This window comes from Nocardia sp. NPDC057663, from assembly GCF_042799895.1.
Classification (GTDB): Bacteria; Actinomycetota; Actinomycetes; order Mycobacteriales; family Mycobacteriaceae; genus Nocardia.
Genome location: NZ_JBHVHX010000008.1, coordinates 1 through 17873, shown reverse-complemented (window position 1 = coordinate 17873; position 17873 = coordinate 1). Strand labels below are relative to the sequence as shown.

Annotated in this window: 15 protein-coding genes; 6 read left to right on the top strand and 9 right to left on the bottom strand. The window is 69.2% G+C overall.

The window, feature by feature from the left end; translation table 11 throughout:
- The first annotated feature begins 39 nt into the window (after positions 1-39).
- Positions 40-627 carry a DUF6000 family protein gene (locus ACFVAV_RS19020; RefSeq protein ID WP_379036269.1) on the top strand — a complete coding sequence of 196 codons (588 nt, stop codon included), beginning with the start codon at positions 40-42 and terminating at the stop codon, positions 625-627.
- 52 nt (positions 628-679) lie between these two features.
- Here ACFVAV_RS19020 and ACFVAV_RS19015 read toward each other — a convergent pair whose 3' ends face one another.
- From ACFVAV_RS19015 to ACFVAV_RS19000, 4 genes are read right to left on the bottom strand one after another with little or no spacing between them, the layout of a single operon-like run.
- Positions 680-1282: an ATP/GTP-binding protein gene (locus ACFVAV_RS19015; RefSeq protein ID WP_378852141.1), complete on the bottom strand. Its 603-nt coding sequence runs from the start codon at positions 1280-1282 to the stop codon at positions 680-682.
- A complete protein-coding gene (locus tag ACFVAV_RS19010; RefSeq protein ID WP_019044950.1) occupies positions 1263-1637 on the bottom strand; it encodes a DUF742 domain-containing protein in 375 nt (124 codons plus the stop codon). Before ACFVAV_RS19010 ends, ACFVAV_RS19015 begins: the two co-directional genes overlap by 20 nt.
- Positions 1638-1644: 7 nt before the next feature.
- Positions 1645-2058 (bottom strand): roadblock/LC7 domain-containing protein, encoded by a 414-nt coding sequence (locus ACFVAV_RS19005; protein WP_011207200.1) that lies wholly within the window; start codon positions 2056-2058, stop codon positions 1645-1647.
- Positions 2055-5789, bottom strand: a complete 3735-nt coding sequence (locus ACFVAV_RS19000; protein WP_379036268.1) for an ATP-binding protein — start codon at positions 5787-5789, stop codon at positions 2055-2057. The genes ACFVAV_RS19005 and ACFVAV_RS19000 overlap by 4 nt, the downstream gene beginning before the upstream one ends.
- A 319-nt stretch (positions 5790-6108) precedes the next feature.
- Here ACFVAV_RS19000 and ACFVAV_RS18995 point away from each other — a divergent pair, with 319 nt between their 5' ends.
- From ACFVAV_RS18995 to ACFVAV_RS18985, 3 genes are read left to right on the top strand one after another with little or no spacing between them, the layout of a single operon-like run.
- Positions 6109-8163: an AMP-binding protein gene (locus ACFVAV_RS18995; protein WP_379036267.1), complete on the top strand. Its 2055-nt coding sequence runs from the start codon at positions 6109-6111 to the stop codon at positions 8161-8163.
- 41 nt (positions 8164-8204) lie between these two features.
- Positions 8205-8909 carry a response regulator transcription factor gene (locus ACFVAV_RS18990; protein ID WP_379036266.1) on the top strand — a complete coding sequence of 235 codons (705 nt, stop codon included), beginning with the start codon at positions 8205-8207 and terminating at the stop codon, positions 8907-8909.
- Positions 8906-10273 (top strand): sensor histidine kinase, encoded by a 1368-nt coding sequence (locus tag ACFVAV_RS18985; protein WP_379036265.1) that lies wholly within the window; start codon positions 8906-8908, stop codon positions 10271-10273. The genes ACFVAV_RS18990 and ACFVAV_RS18985 overlap by 4 nt, the downstream gene beginning before the upstream one ends.
- A gap of 113 nt (positions 10274-10386) precedes the next feature.
- Here the strand turns inward: ACFVAV_RS18985 and ACFVAV_RS18980 are convergent, their stop codons facing one another.
- Positions 10387-11043, bottom strand: coding sequence for a hypothetical protein (locus ACFVAV_RS18980; RefSeq protein WP_379036264.1), 657 nt, complete (start codon positions 11041-11043; stop codon positions 10387-10389).
- A 288-nt stretch (positions 11044-11331) separates the two neighbouring features.
- Here ACFVAV_RS18980 and ACFVAV_RS18975 point away from each other — a divergent pair, with 288 nt between their 5' ends.
- Positions 11332-12492 (top strand): hypothetical protein, encoded by a 1161-nt coding sequence (locus tag ACFVAV_RS18975; protein WP_379036263.1) that lies wholly within the window; start codon positions 11332-11334, stop codon positions 12490-12492.
- Positions 12493-12557: 65 nt separating this feature from the next.
- Here ACFVAV_RS18975 and ACFVAV_RS18970 read toward each other — a convergent pair whose 3' ends face one another.
- The 4 genes from ACFVAV_RS18970 to pdxH all read right to left on the bottom strand — a co-directional run bounded on the left by ACFVAV_RS18970 (position 12558) and on the right by pdxH (position 16570).
- On the bottom strand, positions 12558-12917 hold the full coding sequence (locus ACFVAV_RS18970) for an FKBP-type peptidyl-prolyl cis-trans isomerase (protein WP_379036262.1): 360 nt from the start codon (positions 12915-12917) through the stop codon (positions 12558-12560).
- 32 nt (positions 12918-12949) lie between these two features.
- On the bottom strand, positions 12950-14263 hold the full coding sequence (locus ACFVAV_RS18965; protein ID WP_379036260.1) for a citrate synthase: 1314 nt from the start codon (positions 14261-14263) through the stop codon (positions 12950-12952).
- A 259-nt stretch (positions 14264-14522) separates the two neighbouring features.
- On the bottom strand, positions 14523-15824 hold the full coding sequence (locus ACFVAV_RS18960) for an MFS transporter (RefSeq protein WP_379036494.1): 1302 nt from the start codon (positions 15822-15824) through the stop codon (positions 14523-14525).
- A gap of 50 nt (positions 15825-15874) precedes the next feature.
- Positions 15875-16570, bottom strand: coding sequence for a pyridoxamine 5'-phosphate oxidase (pdxH, locus tag ACFVAV_RS18955; RefSeq protein WP_379036259.1), 696 nt, complete (start codon positions 16568-16570; stop codon positions 15875-15877).
- 128 nt (positions 16571-16698) lie between these two features.
- On the opposite strand from pdxH, the gene ACFVAV_RS18950 reads away from it, so the two are divergent.
- Complete coding sequence (locus tag ACFVAV_RS18950) at positions 16699-17823, top strand: citrate synthase 2 (protein WP_379036258.1); 1125 nt, start codon at positions 16699-16701, stop codon at positions 17821-17823.
- Positions 17824-17873: the final 50 nt, after the last annotated feature.

Sequence of the window (17873 nt, the reverse complement as noted above, 5' to 3'; positions counted from 1 at the left end):
ACCCCACCGACATCACCGTCGTTCAGGCAGAATGTCGCTGTGGGCTTCCGCAATCCGACGACCCAGGAGGACCGGGCGCTGGTTCAGCGATGGGTCGTCAGCGATTTCGATCGTCCGGGCCGCTACATGAAGCTGCTTGGCCTGAATCCGTTGCGCGACAGGCCCGACCGCGACCGACTCGAGGCAGGCCTCGCCCGGGATGCCCGCGAGATCACCGACGCGGATCTGCGCAAGCTCCTGGAATTGGATTGGCGGCCACGGCTTACCGCGGCATGGCTCATCGCGCTCGACGGCCGCACCCGATTCCGGGATGAGCTGGCCGAGCTGTTGATCGCCGACGAAGTCGTCCATGCGGGTTATGGATACTGCTTCGCGTTCACCTGCTTCGGAACAGCCACGGATGCCGACGTCCTGGTCGAGTACCTGAACGGGGATATTCCCGGAGTGCATCGGCACAGCCGGACACCGGCGGTGCACGCACTGCTCACCATCGACAGTCGGCTGGGTACCGCGCACGCGGCACGCTTCCTCGAGGGCTTCGGGTACCGGCAGCCACCGAGTGCCGCCGAGCACCTGATCGATCCGCTCTGCGCGCTCGCCGAACGGATCAGGGCGGAGTGGTACTGAGTGGGAACGAATGCGGGGCTGCTGCCTTCATCGCGGCAGCCCCGTCTCCGGCTCAGTAGCCCTGCATGACCTTGCGCAGGGCGTACTCGGTCAAGGAGACCAGGGCCTGCTTGGCGGGTTCACGGCGGCGGGCGTCGATCGACATGATCGGCACGTCGGCGGGGACCGCGAGGGCCTGGCGGATGTCCTCGAGGGGGTACTTCGGTGCGTCGTCGAACTCGTTGAGCGCCACCAGGAACGGCAGACCGCGAGCTTCGAAGTAGTCGACCGCGGCGAAGCTGTCTTCCAGCCTGCGGGTGTCGACCAGCACTACGGCGCCGATGGCGCCCTTGATCAGGTCGTCCCACATGAACCAGAACCGGTACTGGCCGGGCGTGCCGAACAGGTACAGGACCAGGTCGTCGGCGAGGCTGATCCGGCCGAAGTCCATCGCCACCGTGGTGGTCGACTTCATCGGAATGCCGGTCAGGTTGTCGATTCCGGTACTGGCGTTGGTCACCAATGCCTCGGTGCGCAGCGGAACGATCTCCGACACTGCACCGACCAACGTGGTCTTACCGACACCGAAGCCACCGGCGACAACGATCTTCGCCGAAGTCGGCTTGCTCGTGCGGGTGTCGACCTGCGCCGTCGAATCAAATACGCCGGAGTCCACTGAGAACCCTTTCGATCAGCTCGCGACGTTCATCGTCGCTGGAATCGTCTTTCAAAGTCGCCGAGACCCGGACATGACCGGCCTCGATGAGATCGGCCACAAGTACCCGCGCTACACCGATCGGGATACCCAATTGGGCAGCTATCTCGGCAACGGACGGCGATTGCCTGCACAACTCCACGATGGACGTTTCGAGGTTGTTCAGTTCGAACTGCCGCTCCATGGCGACCGGATGCGATGCAACGAGCGCCTCCAACGCCAACTCGACCGCCGGCCTGGTGCGGCCGGCAGTCAAGGAGTACGGGCGGACGAGGCTGGGCTCGGCGCTCCCCATGCGGTGATCGTCTATGTCCATCCCACCATCAGGAACCCATCGTGACGCGTGGCGTGGCCTGGACGGTCTGGCCCACACGCTCGACCAATAGAGCCATTTCGTAGCCCACCTGACCGATGTCACACGAGGTGTTGGTCAGGACGGCGAGATACGAGCCGTCGCCCACTGCCATGAGCAGTAGGTAACCGTGCTCCATCTCGACGACGGACTGCAGTACCGTACCGCCTTCGAACAGATTCGACACGCCGACGGAAAGGCTTGCCAGTCCGGCGGTCACGGCGGACAACTGCTCCGCGCGATCGACCGGAAGCTGTGCACTCGCGGCCATCAGCAGGCCGTCAGCCGAGACCAGGACGGCATGGGCTACGCCAGGAACCTCGTTGGCGAAGTTCGAAACCAGCCAATCCAGCTGACGGTTCGTACCACCTAGATCGGGGTTCATCGGTCTCCTTTATCTCCGGTTAGGTTCATTGCCTTCATTGCGCGGCCATCCCGGACGCCCTGCTGGTGACGACTCAAGCTGGACCTGATCGTTTCGGGATCACGTTGCGGGGTGCTGTCGGCCTTGCCGGTCACACCACCAGGCACGAGCCTGCCGCCCGGGCTGCGCTGAGGCAAGCCCGCAGCGGTACGAACCTCGGGCTGAGCCTCGCTGGCCCGGCGCGCGGCCTGCCATCCTTCGTCACCCGGAGATTCGAAGGCGGCGGCCATCTGGGACCGGTCGGAATTCTCGTCCGTGAGCCACGCCGACATCATCTCCGCGAAGATCGGCGTTCCGCCCATGACGGAATCGCCTTCCGGTGCCGGCTGCAACCTGGTCTGGAAGAACGACGCAGCCTTGACCGGGTTCGACCGGTAACTGTGCCGACCCGGATCGCGCCCTGCCGACGCAGCGTTCTCCGGTCCCGCAGGATCCCGATCCCGTTGCGGCAGCGCCACTCCCGGCCCGGCGTTCGCCTGCGGTACCACAGTAGCGCCGGGATCGCGCTGGGGCAGCGCATTCGGCGCAGCCGGACGCTGCGGCAGCCCGTTCGGCGCTTCCCGCTGCGGCAGACCGGCCGCGGGAGCACGCTGCGGCAAGCCGTTTTCGCCGGAATCCCGCTGCGGCGCAGGGGCACCACGCTGCGGCAGGCCGTTGGCCGGACGCTGCTGCTGGCCGGCGGCCGGATCACGCTGCGGCAGACCGTTCGGCTGGGCACCACGCTGCGGCAGGCCGTTGGCCGGATCGCGTTGCGGCAGACCACCGGTCGGCTCACGCTGCGGCAGACCGTTCGACTGATCGCGTTGCGGCAGACCACCGGTCGGCTCACGCTGCGGCAGACCACTGGACGGATCGCGCTGGGGTAGGCCACCGGTCTGCTCACGCTGGGGCAGGCCGTTCGACTGATCACGCTGCGGCAGACCACCGGTCTGGTCGCGGTGCGGCAGACGCGGCGCCGGATCACGCTGCGGCAGCCCGTTGGACGGGGAGCGCTGTGGCAGCCCGGACGCCGGATCCCGCGTCACGGGACCGGAATCACGCTGCGGCGCACCGTTGCCCGCGGGGTCGCGCTGGGGCAATCCGGTCGACGGATCACGCTGCGGCAGACCACCGGTCGGCTCACGCTGCGGGAGACCACTGGACGGATCGCGCTGGGGTAGGCCACCGGTCTGGTCCCGCTGGGGCAGGCCGCCGGCCGGACGCTGCGGCAGACCACCGGCCGACGGATCACGCTGCGGCGCGCCGTTGGCACCCGGCGACCGCTGCGGCAGACCACCGGCGGTGGTGTCGCGCTTCGGCGGCGCGGCGTCACGCGGCGGCTGGGCCTGATCGCGCGACGGAGCGCCGTTCGCACCCGGCGACCGCTGCGGCAGGCCACCGGCCAACGACTGCGCGGCACCGGCGGGCTTGGGATCGCCCGGCTGACCCGGCGCGGGCGGCGCGCCCTGCGGACGCTGCGGCCCACCGGGTCCACCCGGCGTGACATTGCGCTTGGGCAGGCTGGCCGCGGCGAGCTTGCCGCGCTGCGGCGCGTTGCCCTGACCGGGCGCGGCCGGACGCAGGGTCGGCGACGACTGCTCGGCGGCGTCCTGCTGCACGCCCTGGGCCATCGAAGTGCCCGGCTGACGCTGCGGCAGCCCACCGGCACCGGCCGCGAGCGGACCGCTGCCCGGGTCGACGGTGACCATCACGTTGCCACCCGGGGTACGGGTGATCGCGCGGGTCTGCATCGTGCTCGGCTGGTTCTGCGGGTTCGGGCGCACCTGCTGCGGCGCCTGCTGCTGCGGTGCCTGCTGCGGTATCACGGGGCCACCGGCACCCGAGACGATCAGGCCGACCGGCACGTGCACGGTGACGGTGACGCCCGGATCGCGCGCGGTGTCGAAGGTCGGACGCAGCCGCACGGTCAGCCCGTGCCGCTCGGCGAGCCTGCCGACCACGAACAGACCCATGTGGCGGGCGGTGTCGGGGCCGGGCTCGGCGGTCTGCTCGAGCCTGCGGTTGATCTCCGACATCTCCTGGGGCGGCATACCGATACCGCGGTCGGCGACCTCGATCAGCATGCCCTGATCGTGGGCCTGGGCGAAGGTGAACTTGACGTCGGTCTCCGGCGGGGAGGCGCGCAGCGCGTTGTCGAGCAGCTCGGCGAACAGGTGCGCCATATCGGAGGCGGCCGGTTCGACCAGCGAGCCACGCGGGGTCGCGCCGAGCTTGACCCGCTCGTAGTCCTCGACCTCGGAGATCGCGGCACGCAGCACGTCGGCGATCTCGACCGGGGCCGACTTGGTCCGGCGCTGCTTGGTGCCGGCAAGGATCAGCAGGTTGTCACCGTTACGGCGCATGCGCGCCGCGAGGTGGTCGAGGCGGAAGAGGTTCTCGAGCAGGCGCGGGTCCTTCTCGTCGTACTCCATCGCCTCGATGAGCGTGAGCTGATGGTCGACGAGCGACTTGGAGCGCCGGGCCAGGGTCTCGAACATGTCGTTGACCTGCGAACGCATCTGCGCCTGATCACTCGCCAGGCGCAGCGCCTGGCCGTGGATGTCGTCGACGGCGCGGGCGAGCTGACCGATTTCCTCGTCGGAGCGCACCGGCATCGGCTCGAGCGGCACGTCCTCGGGCGCGGCGCCGTTACGGAGCTGGGCGACCTCGTGCGGCAGATCGGACTCGGCGACGCGCAGCGCGGCCAGGCGCAGGCGGTGCAGCGGCACGATCATCGAGCGGGCGACGAACACGGCGAGCAGCAGCGCGGCCAGGATCGTCGCGATGACGACGCCGGTGTAGGACCAGGCGCCGGTCGCCGCGGTGGAGGACAGCTCGTCCATCGCGGACTCGATGGCCTTGGTCGCCGAGTCGACGACACCCTCGTAGCCGAGGAGGCTGGTGACGAGCGAGGTACGCATGTCGCCGACGGGGAGCTTGCCCGCCGCCACCTCGGGACTGCTGACCATGTTCTGCCGGACGTCGGCCTGCGCCTTGAGGTCGGCGATCACCCGATCGCCGTCGGGGAAGCGGTTGGCGAGCACGTCGAGCAGGTGACGCTCGGTGGCGACGCCGGTGATGAAGTCCTGCGAACCCTGCGGCAGACCGCGCAGCATCTCGGAGAGGCCGGCGAGCTGGTCGACGAGGATCGAACGGGTGTTGAGCGAGTCGACCAGGCGCAGCTTGGCCTGGTCCATGACCGGGTCGCTCACCTGCGCGATGGTGGTCTCGACGATGTCGACGCTGTCTTTACGCATCTGCTCGACCGAGGCCAGCGCGGGCTCGGCCGACGAGGTGAGCGCCTTGCCCTGCCCACGCACGTTCTTGGCCTGCGAGATCATCCGCTGCAGCGCCTCGTGCGCCCGCGGGATATCGGCCAGCCTGCCGAGCGTCGACTCGGCGGTGGCGATCGCGGCGTCGAGGTCGGCGAGGTCCTTGTCGGTGACCAGGGTGACCCCCGGCCCCGCGGGGACCAGCTGACTACCCGACACCCGCGCCGAAGTAGCACTCAGCGAGGTGACCGACGGAATCGAGTCGACCTGCTCATTGATGCTCGACAACCGGTTGGCTTCCGAGAACTCCGAGGTAATTCTCGACACGCCGAGCCCGACCGCGACCGCGAGCGGCACGGCCAGCACGGCCGTAACCTTCCAACGCAGGTCCCAGTTGCCGAGCGCCCAGCGCTTGCTGCCGGACCTAGCGGCGTCACGCATCTCCCACTCACTTTCCAAACTGGCCTCGTACCTTGTGCCATCAGCGAGCCTCCACAGGCACGATGGTGGCTCACCCAGAGTGACTGGCCGAGAACTGCGGCTGGCCGAGAAATTGCGTCTACGACTGCCCGAATAAGTGACAACAGATTCTAACGGATCAATAACTTCTTGGCTGACTCCCGGTAGAGGTCCGCGCGATGACCTGCCCGTTCCAGGCAAAACCAAAGGTCGCGGCACCCCCTCGGGTGTCGCGTGAAGTCTGCCACAATCATCAGGATCTATCGAGCGGGCATCGAAGCGAGGCTAGGGAGTCACGGGGTTGGACACCGAACACGAGTACCGGCCGGTCTATCAGACCAGCCTGGTCGACCCAGCCGACTTCTGGTCCGCCGCAGCTCAGGCCATCGAGTGGGATACGCCGCCGCAGCAGATCGTCGACGCCGCCGACAAGCGCGCGGCCCGCTGGTTCCCCGACGCCCGGCTCAACACCTGCGTCAACGCGCTGGACCGGCACGTGCGGGCGGGCACCGTCGCCGAAGGTGGGCACGCCGATCAGGCCGCCCTCATATATGTCTCCGCTATGACGGACACCACCACCGTCTTCACCTACGCCGAACTGCTCGACGAGGTCGCGCGATTCGCCGGCGCCATGCGCGATCTCGGTGTCGTCGCCGGTGATCGGGTCGTGATCTACCTGCCGATGATCCCCGAGGCCGTGATCGCGATGCTGGCCTGCGCCCGCATCGGCGCCGTGCACTCGGTGGTGTTCGGCGGGTTCGCCGCGCCCGAGCTGGCCGCCCGCATCGACGACGCCGAACCGGTCCTGGTGGTCACCGCCTCGGGTGGGATGGAACCCAACCGCCGCATCGAGTACCCGCCGATCGTGCTGCAGGCGCTGGACCTGGCGCAGACGGCGTCGGTGCGCACGGTGATCGTCAAGCAGCGCCCGCAGTTCCCGACCATCGAGTTCCCGGCCGCGCAGCCCGCCACCGATGTGCTGCCGTCCTCGGAGCAGACCGTCGCCGCCCGCTGGGTCGACTGGGACGCCACCGTCGCCGACGTGACGCCGGCCGAGCCGGTCTCGGTCGCCGCGACCGATCCGCTCTACATCCTCTACACCTCGGGGACCACCGGGAAGCCCAAGGGCGTGGTGCGCGACAACGGCGGGCACGCGGTCGCGCTGGCCTGGTCGATGCGCAACATCTACGACGTCGGCCCAGGTCAGGTGTTCTGGGCGGCCTCCGATGTGGGCTGGGTCGTCGGCCACTCCTACATCGTCTACGCGCCGCTGCTTGTCGGCGCGACGACCGTGCTCTACGAGGGCAAACCGGTCGGCACCCCCGACGCGGGCGCGTTCTGGAAGATCATCGACGAGCACGATGTGCGGGTGCTGTTCACCGCGCCGACGGCGTTGCGCGCGATCCGCCGCGCCGACCCCGAGGCGACCGCGGCCCACCGCCACGACCTGTCCCGGCTGCGCGCGCTGTTCTGCGCGGGCGAGCGCCTCGATCCGGCCACCTTCGAGTGGGCGACCGACACGCTGCTGGCCGGGCACCCCGATACCCCGGTCGTCGACCACTGGTGGCAGACCGAGACCGGCTGGCCGATCTGCGCCGACCTGCTCGGCCTGCAGGAACTGCCGGTCAAGCCCGGTTCGTCCTGCGTGCCGGTGCCCGGTTACCGGCTGCGGGTCCTCGACGCGAACGGCAACCCGGTGGCGACCGGCGTCGAGGGCAACATCGTCATCGGGCTGCCGCTGCCGCCCGGCGCGCTGACCGGCCTGTGGCGCGATCGCGAGCGGTTCATCCGCTCGTACCTGTCGGCCTTCCCCGGCCACTACCTGACCGGTGACTCCGGCTACTTCGACGAGGACGGCTACCTCTACGTCCTCGGCCGCAGCGACGACGTGATCAACATGGCCGGGCATCGCCTGTCGGCGGGCAGCATCGAGGCCGCGATCGCGGGCCACGACGCCATCGCCGAATGCGCCGTGATCGGCGTCCCCGACGAGCTCAAGGGCCATCTGCCGCTCGCGTATGTGGTGCTCAAGCAGGGCGTCGAGGTCGATCCCGAGCAGCTGCGGACCGAGCTGGCCGAGCGGGTGCGCGAGCAGATCGGCGCCATCGCCACCCTGCACAGCGCGATCATCGTCTCCGGCCTGCCCAAGACCCGCTCGGGCAAGATCCTGCGCAAGACGATCCGCCAGCTCACCGCGGGCGAACACGTCGAGACCCCGGCCACCATCGAGGACCCGGCCGTGCTCACCGCCCTGGCCGACCGCATCCTCGCCAATCCCCCGCTCGGCGCACCGCAGGCGGCGGAGGACTCGCCGACGCCCGATCTCGACGGCGACCCGGTGGCACCGACGACCTGACCACGGCGGTCGGCGGCGGTCGGCGCCCATAGGATTGCACCGTGACCGATCGTGCTGCCGCTACTGTCCTGGTCGTCGACGACGACGAGGATGTCCTCGCCTCGGTCGAACGCGGCCTGCGACTGTCCGGGTTCCAGGTGCTGGTGGCCCGCGACGGCGCCGCGGCGCTGCGGGCCGTGTCCGAGCGCGCGCCCGACGCCGTGGTCCTCGACATGAACATGCCCGTGCTCGACGGCGCCGGCGTGGTGACGGCGCTGCGCGCGATGGGCAACGAGGTGCCGATCTGCGTGCTCAGCGCCCGTGCCTCGGTCGACGACAGGATCGCGGGCCTCGAGTCCGGCGCCGACGACTACCTGGTGAAACCGTTCGAGCTGGCCGAACTGGTGGCCAGGATCCGCGCACTGCTACGCAGGCGCACCGACGTGCCGGAGCCCGCCGCACCCGGCGCGATCGCAGTCGGCCCGCTGCAGATCGACGTGGCCGGATACCGAGCGCTGTTGCACGGCAAGGAAATCGAGCTCACCAAACGGGAATTCGAATTGTTGTCGACCCTGGCCAGGAATGCGGGTGTGGTGTTGACGCGGGAACGGCTGCTGGAATTGGTGTGGGGTTACGATTTCATAGCCGATACGAATGTCGTCGACGTGTTCGTCGGATACTTGCGACGCAAACTCGAAATAGATGACACACCAAGGATTTTGCACACCATTCGCGGTGTCGGGTTCGTGCTCCGGGAACCGAAATGACCGAGGCCCCGCCGAAAAGCCGTCGGAGACAATCGTTTTCGCTGCGAACCAGAGTCGCGGGCGCGGCCGCGGCGGGTGCCGTCATCATCGTCACAATCGCCGCATTCGTGGGTTTCCAAGCGATCGAACGCAACAATGTGACCCAGACCGACCAGCAGCTCGAGATCGCCTCGCGGATCGTGCTGATCGAGCCGGTGCTGGCGACCGGCTTCGTCAACCTGACCGGCTTGCAGACCACCATGGCGCTCACCGTGCGCGACAACGGCCAGGTGACCGCGTCCAGCTCCACCCAGCTGCCCGATCTGCCGCCGGGCTCGCAGACCGTCGAGGTGAACGACCAGCCGTACCGGGTGCTCACCACCACAGAGAACCAGCCCGCCGGACGCACTGTCTCCCTTGCTATCCCGACCACCGAGTCGGCCAAGGCCACCGCCGAACAGCAGCGCTGGGTGCTCGCGGGCGCCGCGATCGCGGTGACGGCGGCAGCGGCGCTGGGCTGGCTGCTCGCCGGGCGCGCCGTCGGCCCGATCGTGAAGCTGACCAAGCAGGTCTCGGCGCGCAGCGCCTTCGGTGACCCGGACAACCCGGCCCAGCCGGTCGACGGTTCCGGTGTCGACGAGGCGGTGAAGCTGGCCGACGCGGTCAACACGATGCTGGCCCGCGTCGACGAGGCGCAGGCCGAGACGGCCGCCGCGCTGGAGACCGCCCGCGACTTCGCCGCTGTCTCCGCCCACGAGCTGCGCACCCCGCTGACCGCGATCCGCACCGACCTCGAGGTCCTGCGCACCCTCGACCTCACCGACGAGCAGCGCCGCGAGATCCTCGACGACCTCGCCCGCAACGAGACCAGGGTCGAGACCACCCTCACCGCACTGGAACGCCTGGCCCGCGGCGATCTCACCGCCGAAGCCGATCACGTCCCCACCGATGTCGCGGATCTGTGCGACCAGGCCGCCCACGACGCCATGCGCCACAATCCGGGCCTGTCGGTGCGGATCGACACCGACGCCGAGCTCGTCACCCGCGGGCTGCCCGCCGGCCTTCGCCTGGCCGTCGACAACGCGCTGACCAACTCCGTGAAACACGGCGGCGCCACCCACGCCGTCGTCTCGGCGCATCGCACCCCCGGCGATCACATCGTCATCGCCGTCGACGACAACGGCACCGGCGTACCCGTCGCCGAGCGCGACGCGGTCTTCGCCCGCTTCGCCCGCGGCACCAATGCCACCAAGGGCGGCTCCGGGCTCGGCCTGGCGCTGGTGGCCCAGCAGGCGCAGCTGCACGGCGGGCAGGCCTATTTCGAGGACAGCCCGCTCGGCGGCGCGCGCCTGGTGCTCGACCTGCCGGTCCGCAGCACACCGTAGACAGCGAAAAGCCCCGCACCCGTGTGACACGGATGCGGGGCCGAATTCACTTGCGCGGCAAACGTTCAGCCATCGACCGGCGGAACGCGCTGCCTACCGGAGCCCGGCAGGGATCAGGGCAGAACCTGCGGGATCGCCTCCGGGATGACCAGACCGATGACCGCGCCGATCACCGCACCGGTGATCGCCATGGAGATTCCCGAGGAGAGCAGGCAGAAGAAGTAGCCGACGATAATCGCCGCCAGGGCGGGAATGCAGAGGATCGCCGCGGACAGCGCGCCGACCGTGGCACCGGCGGCCGCACCGTTCTGGGCCGGGTCGTGGTTGGCCTTCGACGGGTCGGTGGCGATGTTCTTCAGCTCGGTGCTGGTGTCGGCGGACAGCTGCGGGGCCATCGACAGGGTCTTGCCGTCCTCGGAGACCACCGAGGCGATCGCGATGGCGTTGCCGTCGACGGTGTTGAGCTTCAGCGGGACCTCGCCCACGGTGACGCCCGCGGCGGACACCACGGTGACGGCGTCGGGGGTGACGACGAACCGGGCGTTGTCGACGGTCGCGGAGATGGTGCGCAGGTCCGGCGAGACGGCGGTGCGGAAGTCGACGCCGTCAGCGGCACCGGCACTGGACAGGCCGGTGGCGATCTGCGCCTGGCGCTCGGTGTCGACGTCAGCGGCGGCGGTGCCCGCGGTGACCAGCGAGGTGGCCACGGCCAGCGGCAGCGCCGCGACGAGCGCCCGACGGCCGACGCGAGTGATGTTGCGGTGGAACATGTTCGATGTCTCCCTCCCGATGCCCCCGGCGAATCCCCGAACCCCCCGGACGAATCGAAAAAATTCTCGATGTCGATTGACTCGAGATTTGTACCGGACAGATCGGGGCGATGGAAGCCACTGTGACGCAAGACATATCAGCACCGGGTTTCGCAGTCCCGGTGACCGGGAAAAGCCGCCTCGGCAACACCTGACGGCACACCGGCAGCTAATCCACGCGGCCTTCCTCACCGAACTCTCAGACATCTCCCACAACCGGGCGCGAACTCGCCCGATACCGTCGGCGCCGTGATCGGAAAACGTGCTCGTGTGGCCTGTCTCGTCGCTGCTGTCGCGCTGGCGGGTGGTGGAATCGCCGCGTGCGCGGGCGGCGGCGACACACCGACCGGATTCGCGTTGGTCAATGCCGATACCGGGCCGACCGGGGACCGTGTCGCCGCGGCCGTGCGGGACGCGGGCGGCTACGAGTGGACGGTCGCGAAACCGGGTGAGATCGACCCGGCCGACTACGCCGCGGTGATCACCCTGCCCGCGGACCTCACCTCCTCGATGGCCACGCTGGCCTCGCCGGAACCCAAGCGCGCCAAGGTCATCGTCACCGCGCACGACGGTGCGGACGAGGGCACGGTGAACGGCGCCGTCGCCGCCGTGACCCACCGGATCGGCGCCTCCGGTGTCGACGCCGCGCTCGCCGCGGTATCACAGGCCCGCAATCAGATGACCTCGGTGCAGTTCACCGCGCAACTGCTGAGCGCAGGCGTGAACGCGGCCGCCGACGGCGCCGACCAGTTCAGTGGCGGCGCGCAGGAGATGCTCGGCTTCCTCGACTTCGCGAAACAGGGTGCGGGAGAGCTCACCTCAGCCATCGAGCTGCTGAATCAGACGGTGGACGGCGCGTCGAAGCAGGCGAACCAGCTCGCCGACGCGCTCGGCGCGACCGGCGTCACCATCGCCGGCGTGGAACGCAGCGCCACCGCCCTCGGTACCGGCCTCGACCAGATCCTGCCGCTGCTGCGCGCCCTGCCGTTCGCGAATGATCCCCAGCTTGCCGACATCATCACCAAACTCGAAGCGCTACGCGGCATCTCGAGTCAGGCGGGCACCCAGCTGACCGGCCTGGCCGAATTGACCGGCGCCGCCGTCGACCCGAACACCGACCTCGGCACCCTGCTGCGCACCGTCGTCACCCGCCTCGACAGCGCCCGCGACCAGCTCGCCCAGGGTGCCGAACTCGCCAAGGGCCTGCCCGCTCTCGCCGAACAGGGCGGCGCCCAGATCACCTCCGCGATCGAACAGATGACCACCGGCGTCGACGCCCTCCAGAACATCGTCGGCAACCTGAACACCCAGACCGGCAAGGCCATCGACGCCCTCCCCGCCCGCGGCACCGCCCAGAACTCCGCCCTCGCCCTCGCCCTCACCGACCCGGTCGAGGTCGTCCGGGAGTAGGACCGCCGAAGACAACTGTGGCCGGGTTCCGATCGGAACCCGGCCACAGTGTGTTGTTCGGTAGGTCAGTTCGCGTCGAGCAGGTCGATCACGAAGACCAGGGTCTTGCCGGACAGGTTATGGCCTGAGCCGGCGGGGCCGTAGGCGAGCTCCGGCGGGATGGTCAGCTGGCGGCGGCCGCCGACCTTCATGCCGGGGATGCCATCCTGCCAGCCCTGGATCAGGCCGCGCAGCGGGAAGGTGATGGATTCGCCACGGTCCCACGAAGAGTCGAACTGCTCGCCGGTCTCGAACTCGACGCCGACGTAGTGCACCTCGACGGTGCCACCGGGCACCGCTTCCTTGCCTTCGCCCTCGATGAGGTCCTTCTTCACGAGCGTGGTGGGCGCGGGGCCCGCCTGGAATTCGATCTCCGGCTTGGTCATTCGGCTATCCCCTTCGATAGTTTCAGTTCGGGCTAACGGCCAGCGATGTCGCGGTAGTCACGCTCACCGTAGCCGGTGTAGATCTGGCGCGGGCGGCCGATCTTGAGCGGCTCGGAGTGCATCTCCCGCCAGTGCGCGATCCAGCCGGGCAGGCGGCCCATGGCGAACAGCACGGTGAACATGCGGGTCGGGAAGCCCATGGCCCGGTAGATGACGCCGGTGTAGAAGTCGACGTTCGGGTACAGGCGACGCGAGACGAAGTAGTCGTCGGTGAGGGCGACCTCTTCGAGCTGCTTGGCGATGTCGAGCAGCTGGTCGTCGCCACCGATCTTCGACAGGATCTTGTCGGCGGCCTGCTTGACCAGGGTGGCGCGCGGGTCGTAGTTGCGGTAGACGCGGTGCCCGAAGCCCATGAGCTTCACGCCGTCTTCCTTGTTCTTGACCTTGCGGATGAATTCCTTGACGTCGCCGCCGTTGGCCTTGATCTCGTCGAGCATCTCGAGCACGGCCTGGTTGGCGCCGCCGTGCAGCGGGCCCCACAGCGCGTTGATGCCACCGGACACCGAGGTGAACAGGTTGGCGTCGGAGGAGCCGACGAGGCGCACGGTCGAGGTGGAGCAGTTCTGCTCGTGGTCGGCGTGCAGGATCAGCAGCATGTCGAGCGCGGCGGCGATCTCGGGGTCGACCTCGTAGGGCTCGGCCGGGAAGCCGAAGGTCATCCGCAGGAAGTTCTCGACCAGGCTCAGCGAGTTGTCCGGGTAGAGGAACGGCTGGCCGACCGACTTCTTGTACGAGTAGGCCGCGATGGTGGGCAGCTTGGCCAGCAGGCGGATGGTGGACAGCTCGACCTGCTCGGGGTCGCGCGGGTCCAGCGAGTCCTGGTAGTACGCCGACAGCGCGTTCACCGCGGACGACAGCACCGGCATCGGGTGCGCGTTGCGCGGGAAGCCGTCGAAGAACCGCTTCAGGTCCTCGTGCAGCAGGGTGTGGCGGCGGATGCGATCGGTGAAGTCGTCGAGCTGGGCCTGGGTCGGCAGCTCGCCGTAGATGAGCAGGTAGCTGACCTCGATGAAGGTCGAGCGGCCCGCCAGCTGGTCGATCGGGTAGCCGCGGTAACGCAGGATGCCCGCTTCACCGTCGATGTAGGTGATGGCCGACTTGGTCGACGCGGTGTTCATGAAACCGGGGTCATAGGTGACGTAGCCGGTGCTGGCCAGCAGCTTGCCCAAGTCGAGTCCGTCGTTGCCCTCTGCGGCCTTGGTGACCGAAATCGGGAACTCGCCACCGGGGTACTGCAGTACCGCCTTGGCGTCTTCGGCGACGTTGGTGATGTTCTCAGCGGGCACGGAAGGATCCCTCTCAGGCTAGAACCGTAGGCACCGATGCGGTCGGCACGCGGTGCACTTGCGCTAACGCTAGCTGTTGTTCGGAGCAGACAAGCAATCAGGGTTGTCCTGCGCTGTTCTCACACCGGGGCCGATCGACGGTGAGGTCTGCGGGTATCCGGCGACCTGCGCCGAACCCGTCGCGACCCGCCCGCGGCGGCCGCGGGAGGGCACGTCCGGCGCGGGCCCGCGATGAACCTGTATTCCCTTCTCGCACAGCTCATTTGGCCAACGATTCCGCATGCGCCTGGGTCACCCGGTAACGCACGAAGGCGGGGAAGGCCAGCGCGGCCAGCGCCACCCCGATCACCACCAGGACACCGCCACCCGCGGCAGCTACAGCGGTACCCAGGCTCGCTGCGGCGAAACCGTGGGCAACATCACCGATCCGCGGCCCACCTGCGACAACCACGATGAACACGCCCTGGAGCCTGCCGCGCATCTCGTCGGTGGAGACGTTGAGCAACATCGCCGTGCGCAGCGCCGCCGAGATCATGTCGACCGCGCCGCCCAGCGCCAGGAACGCCACCGCGATCCACAGCCACACCCCGAGCCCGAACAGGTGCCCGGCCAGGCCGACCGCGACGCCGAACCCCACCATCGCCACGCCCCACACCGCGATGCACACGATCACCGCCAGGCCCTGCCTGCGGATGCGCGGCACCCAGCCGGAGAAGACACCGCCGAGCACCGCGCCCGCCGAGATCGCCGCGAACAGCAGGCCCAGCGCGACGCCGCCCTCGGCCGGATCGTGGAAGGTCTCGTGCGCGATCTGCGGGAACAGCGCGCGCGGCATGCCGAACACCATGGCGATGATGTCGACGACGAAGGAGGCGAGCAGGATCCGCTGCCCGGTGAGGTAGCGGAAACCGTCGACGACGGCGCGCAGCCCGGCCCGGCGCTGATCACCGGTCGGCGGGAACGCGGGCAGTTTCCACACCGCCCACACCGTCGCGAGCAGGGCGATCGCGTCGATCAGATACAGCGTCGGCAAGCCGAGCACCGGGATGAGCAGACCCGCCAGCACCGGGCCCGCGATCATGCCGACGTTCTGCACGGTCATGCTCAGCGAGCTGGCCGCGGCGATCTGCTCGGGTGGCAGCAGCCGCGCGATGGCCGCGCTGCGGGTGGGCTGGTTGACCGCGAAGAACGCCTGCTGGGCGGCGAACAGGCCGAGCACCAGCCACACATTGGTCATCCCGAGCGCGGCCTGCACCCAGAACGCCACCGCGGTCGCGCCGGTGCCCGCCGTGGTGATGATCAGCAGCGTGCGCCGGTCCATGACGTCGGCCAGCGCGCCACCCCACAGCCCGAACACGACCAGCGGAATCAGGCCGAACAGGCCGGCCAGGCCGACATAGCCGGAACTACCGGTGATCTGGAAGATCTGCTGCGGAACCGCGACGACCGAGAGCTGCGCACCGATGACGGTGACGATGTTGGTGGTCCAGAGCCTGCGATAGTCGGGATTACGCAGGGGTTCGGTATCGGCGAGCAGCTTCACTCGCCGCAGATTAACCATCACCGCGCGATCGGAGAATGGATGCGCGCGGTGAGATACCCCACCAATCGTTAGGGCTGCAAACGTTCGACGGTTGTGCCTGCGCCGTCGATCCGCACGACGATCCGGTTGTGCAGCCTGCCCCGCCTGCCCTGCCAGAACTCCACCTCGTCGGGCCGCAGCAGGTAGCCGCCCCAGAACGGCGGCACCGGGATGTCGGCGACGTCGGCGAAGCGGGCCGTGGTCTCGGCCAGCGCCCGGTCCAGCTCGGCGCGCGAGGCCGCGGGCCGCGACTGCTGCGAGGCCCAGGCCCCGAGCCGCGCGTCGCGCGGCCGGGCCTGCCAGTAGGCCGCGGTCACCTCGGCGGATACCCGCTCGGTCACCCCGCGCACATGGACCTGACGGGCGAGCGCGGGCCAGACGAAGGATGCCGCCGCGTACGGGTCGGCGGCGAGCTGGTTGCCCTTGGCCGAGTCGTAGTTCGTATAGAAGGTGACGCCGTCGGGCGAGAGTCCCTTGCACAGGACGGTGCGGGCGACCGGGCGCGGAGCCGGACCCGTCAGCGAGACGGTGGCCAGCACCATCGCATTGGGTTCGGCGACGCCGAGACCGCGCGCCTGCTCGATCCAGCGGCGCAGCAACGGTTCCCAGCCGCCCGCCACCCAGGTCTCGTCGAGGTCGGCTTCCTCGGGCATCGACAGCGGGTCGCCGTAGTCGACGCGCATCGCGGCGAGGTCGGCCGCGGTCGCGGGTTCCTGGTCACGCATGAGCACAGACGGTACGCCGGGGCGAGGGCCGCGGAAGGGTCCAGGTCACGCCAGGGGCGACGCTACTACCCGGTATCCCCAGGGCTATGGTTCAGAAATATCGGCATGCCCCTGCAAGGAGAGTCACCATGACTGCCAGCTCGGTACCACAGGATTTCGTCAGCGGATTGGAAGGCGTGGTGGCCTTCACCACCGACATCGCCGAGCCGGACAAGGACGGTGGCGCACTCCGATATCGCGGCGTCGACATCGAGGACCTGGTCGCCAACCGGGTCACCTTCGGTGACGTGTGGGCCCTGCTGGTCGACGGTCAGTTCGGCCACGGCCTCCCGCCCGCCGAGCCCTTCCCGCTGCCGGTGCACACCGGTGACGTGCGTGTCGACGTGCAGGCCGGTCTGGCCATGCTCGCCCCGATCTGGGGCTACGAGCCGCTGCTCGACATCGACGACGAGACCGCCCGCGAGAACCTGGCCCGCGCCTCGGTGATGGCACTGTCCTACGTCGCGCAGTCCGCGCGCGGCATCTATCAGCCCGCCGTTCCGCAGCGCAAGATCGACGAGTGCACCACCGTCACCGAGCGGTTCATGACCCGCTGGAAGGGTGACCCGGACCCGCGCCACACCGAGGCGATCGACGCCTACTGGGTATCGGCCGCCGAGCACGGCATGAACGCCTCCACCTTCACCGCCCGCGTCATCGCCTCCACCGGCGCCGATGTGGCGGCCTCGCTGTCCGGCGCGATCGGCGCCATGTCCGGCCCGCTGCACGGCGGCGCGCCGGCCCGCGTGCTGCCGATGATCGAAGCGGTCGAGCAGACCGGTGACGCGCGGGCACTGGTCAAGGGCATCCTGGACCGCAAGGAGAAGCTGATGGGCTTCGGGCACCGGGTCTACCGGGCCGAGGACCCGCGCGCCCGCGTGCTGCGCGCCACCGCCAAGCGCCTCGACGCCCCGCGCTACGAGGTCGCCGCCGCGCTCGAGCAGGCCGCGCTGGCCGAGCTGCGTGAGCGCCGTCCGGACCGGGCGATCGAGACCAATGTCGAGTTCTGGGCCGCGGTGATCCTGGACTTCGCCGAGGTCCCCGCGCACATGATGCCCGCCATGTTCACCTGCGGCCGGACCGCGGGCTGGTGCGCGCACATCCTGGAGCAGAAGCAGCTGGGCAAGCTCGTGCGCCCCGCCGCCATCTACACCGGTCCGGGCCCGCGCACGCCCGAAGAGGTCGCGGGTTGGTCCGCCATCGCGCGGGACTGATCTCCCCGAGCTTCTGACCGGGCGCCGGTCGGCACACACTGTGCCGACCC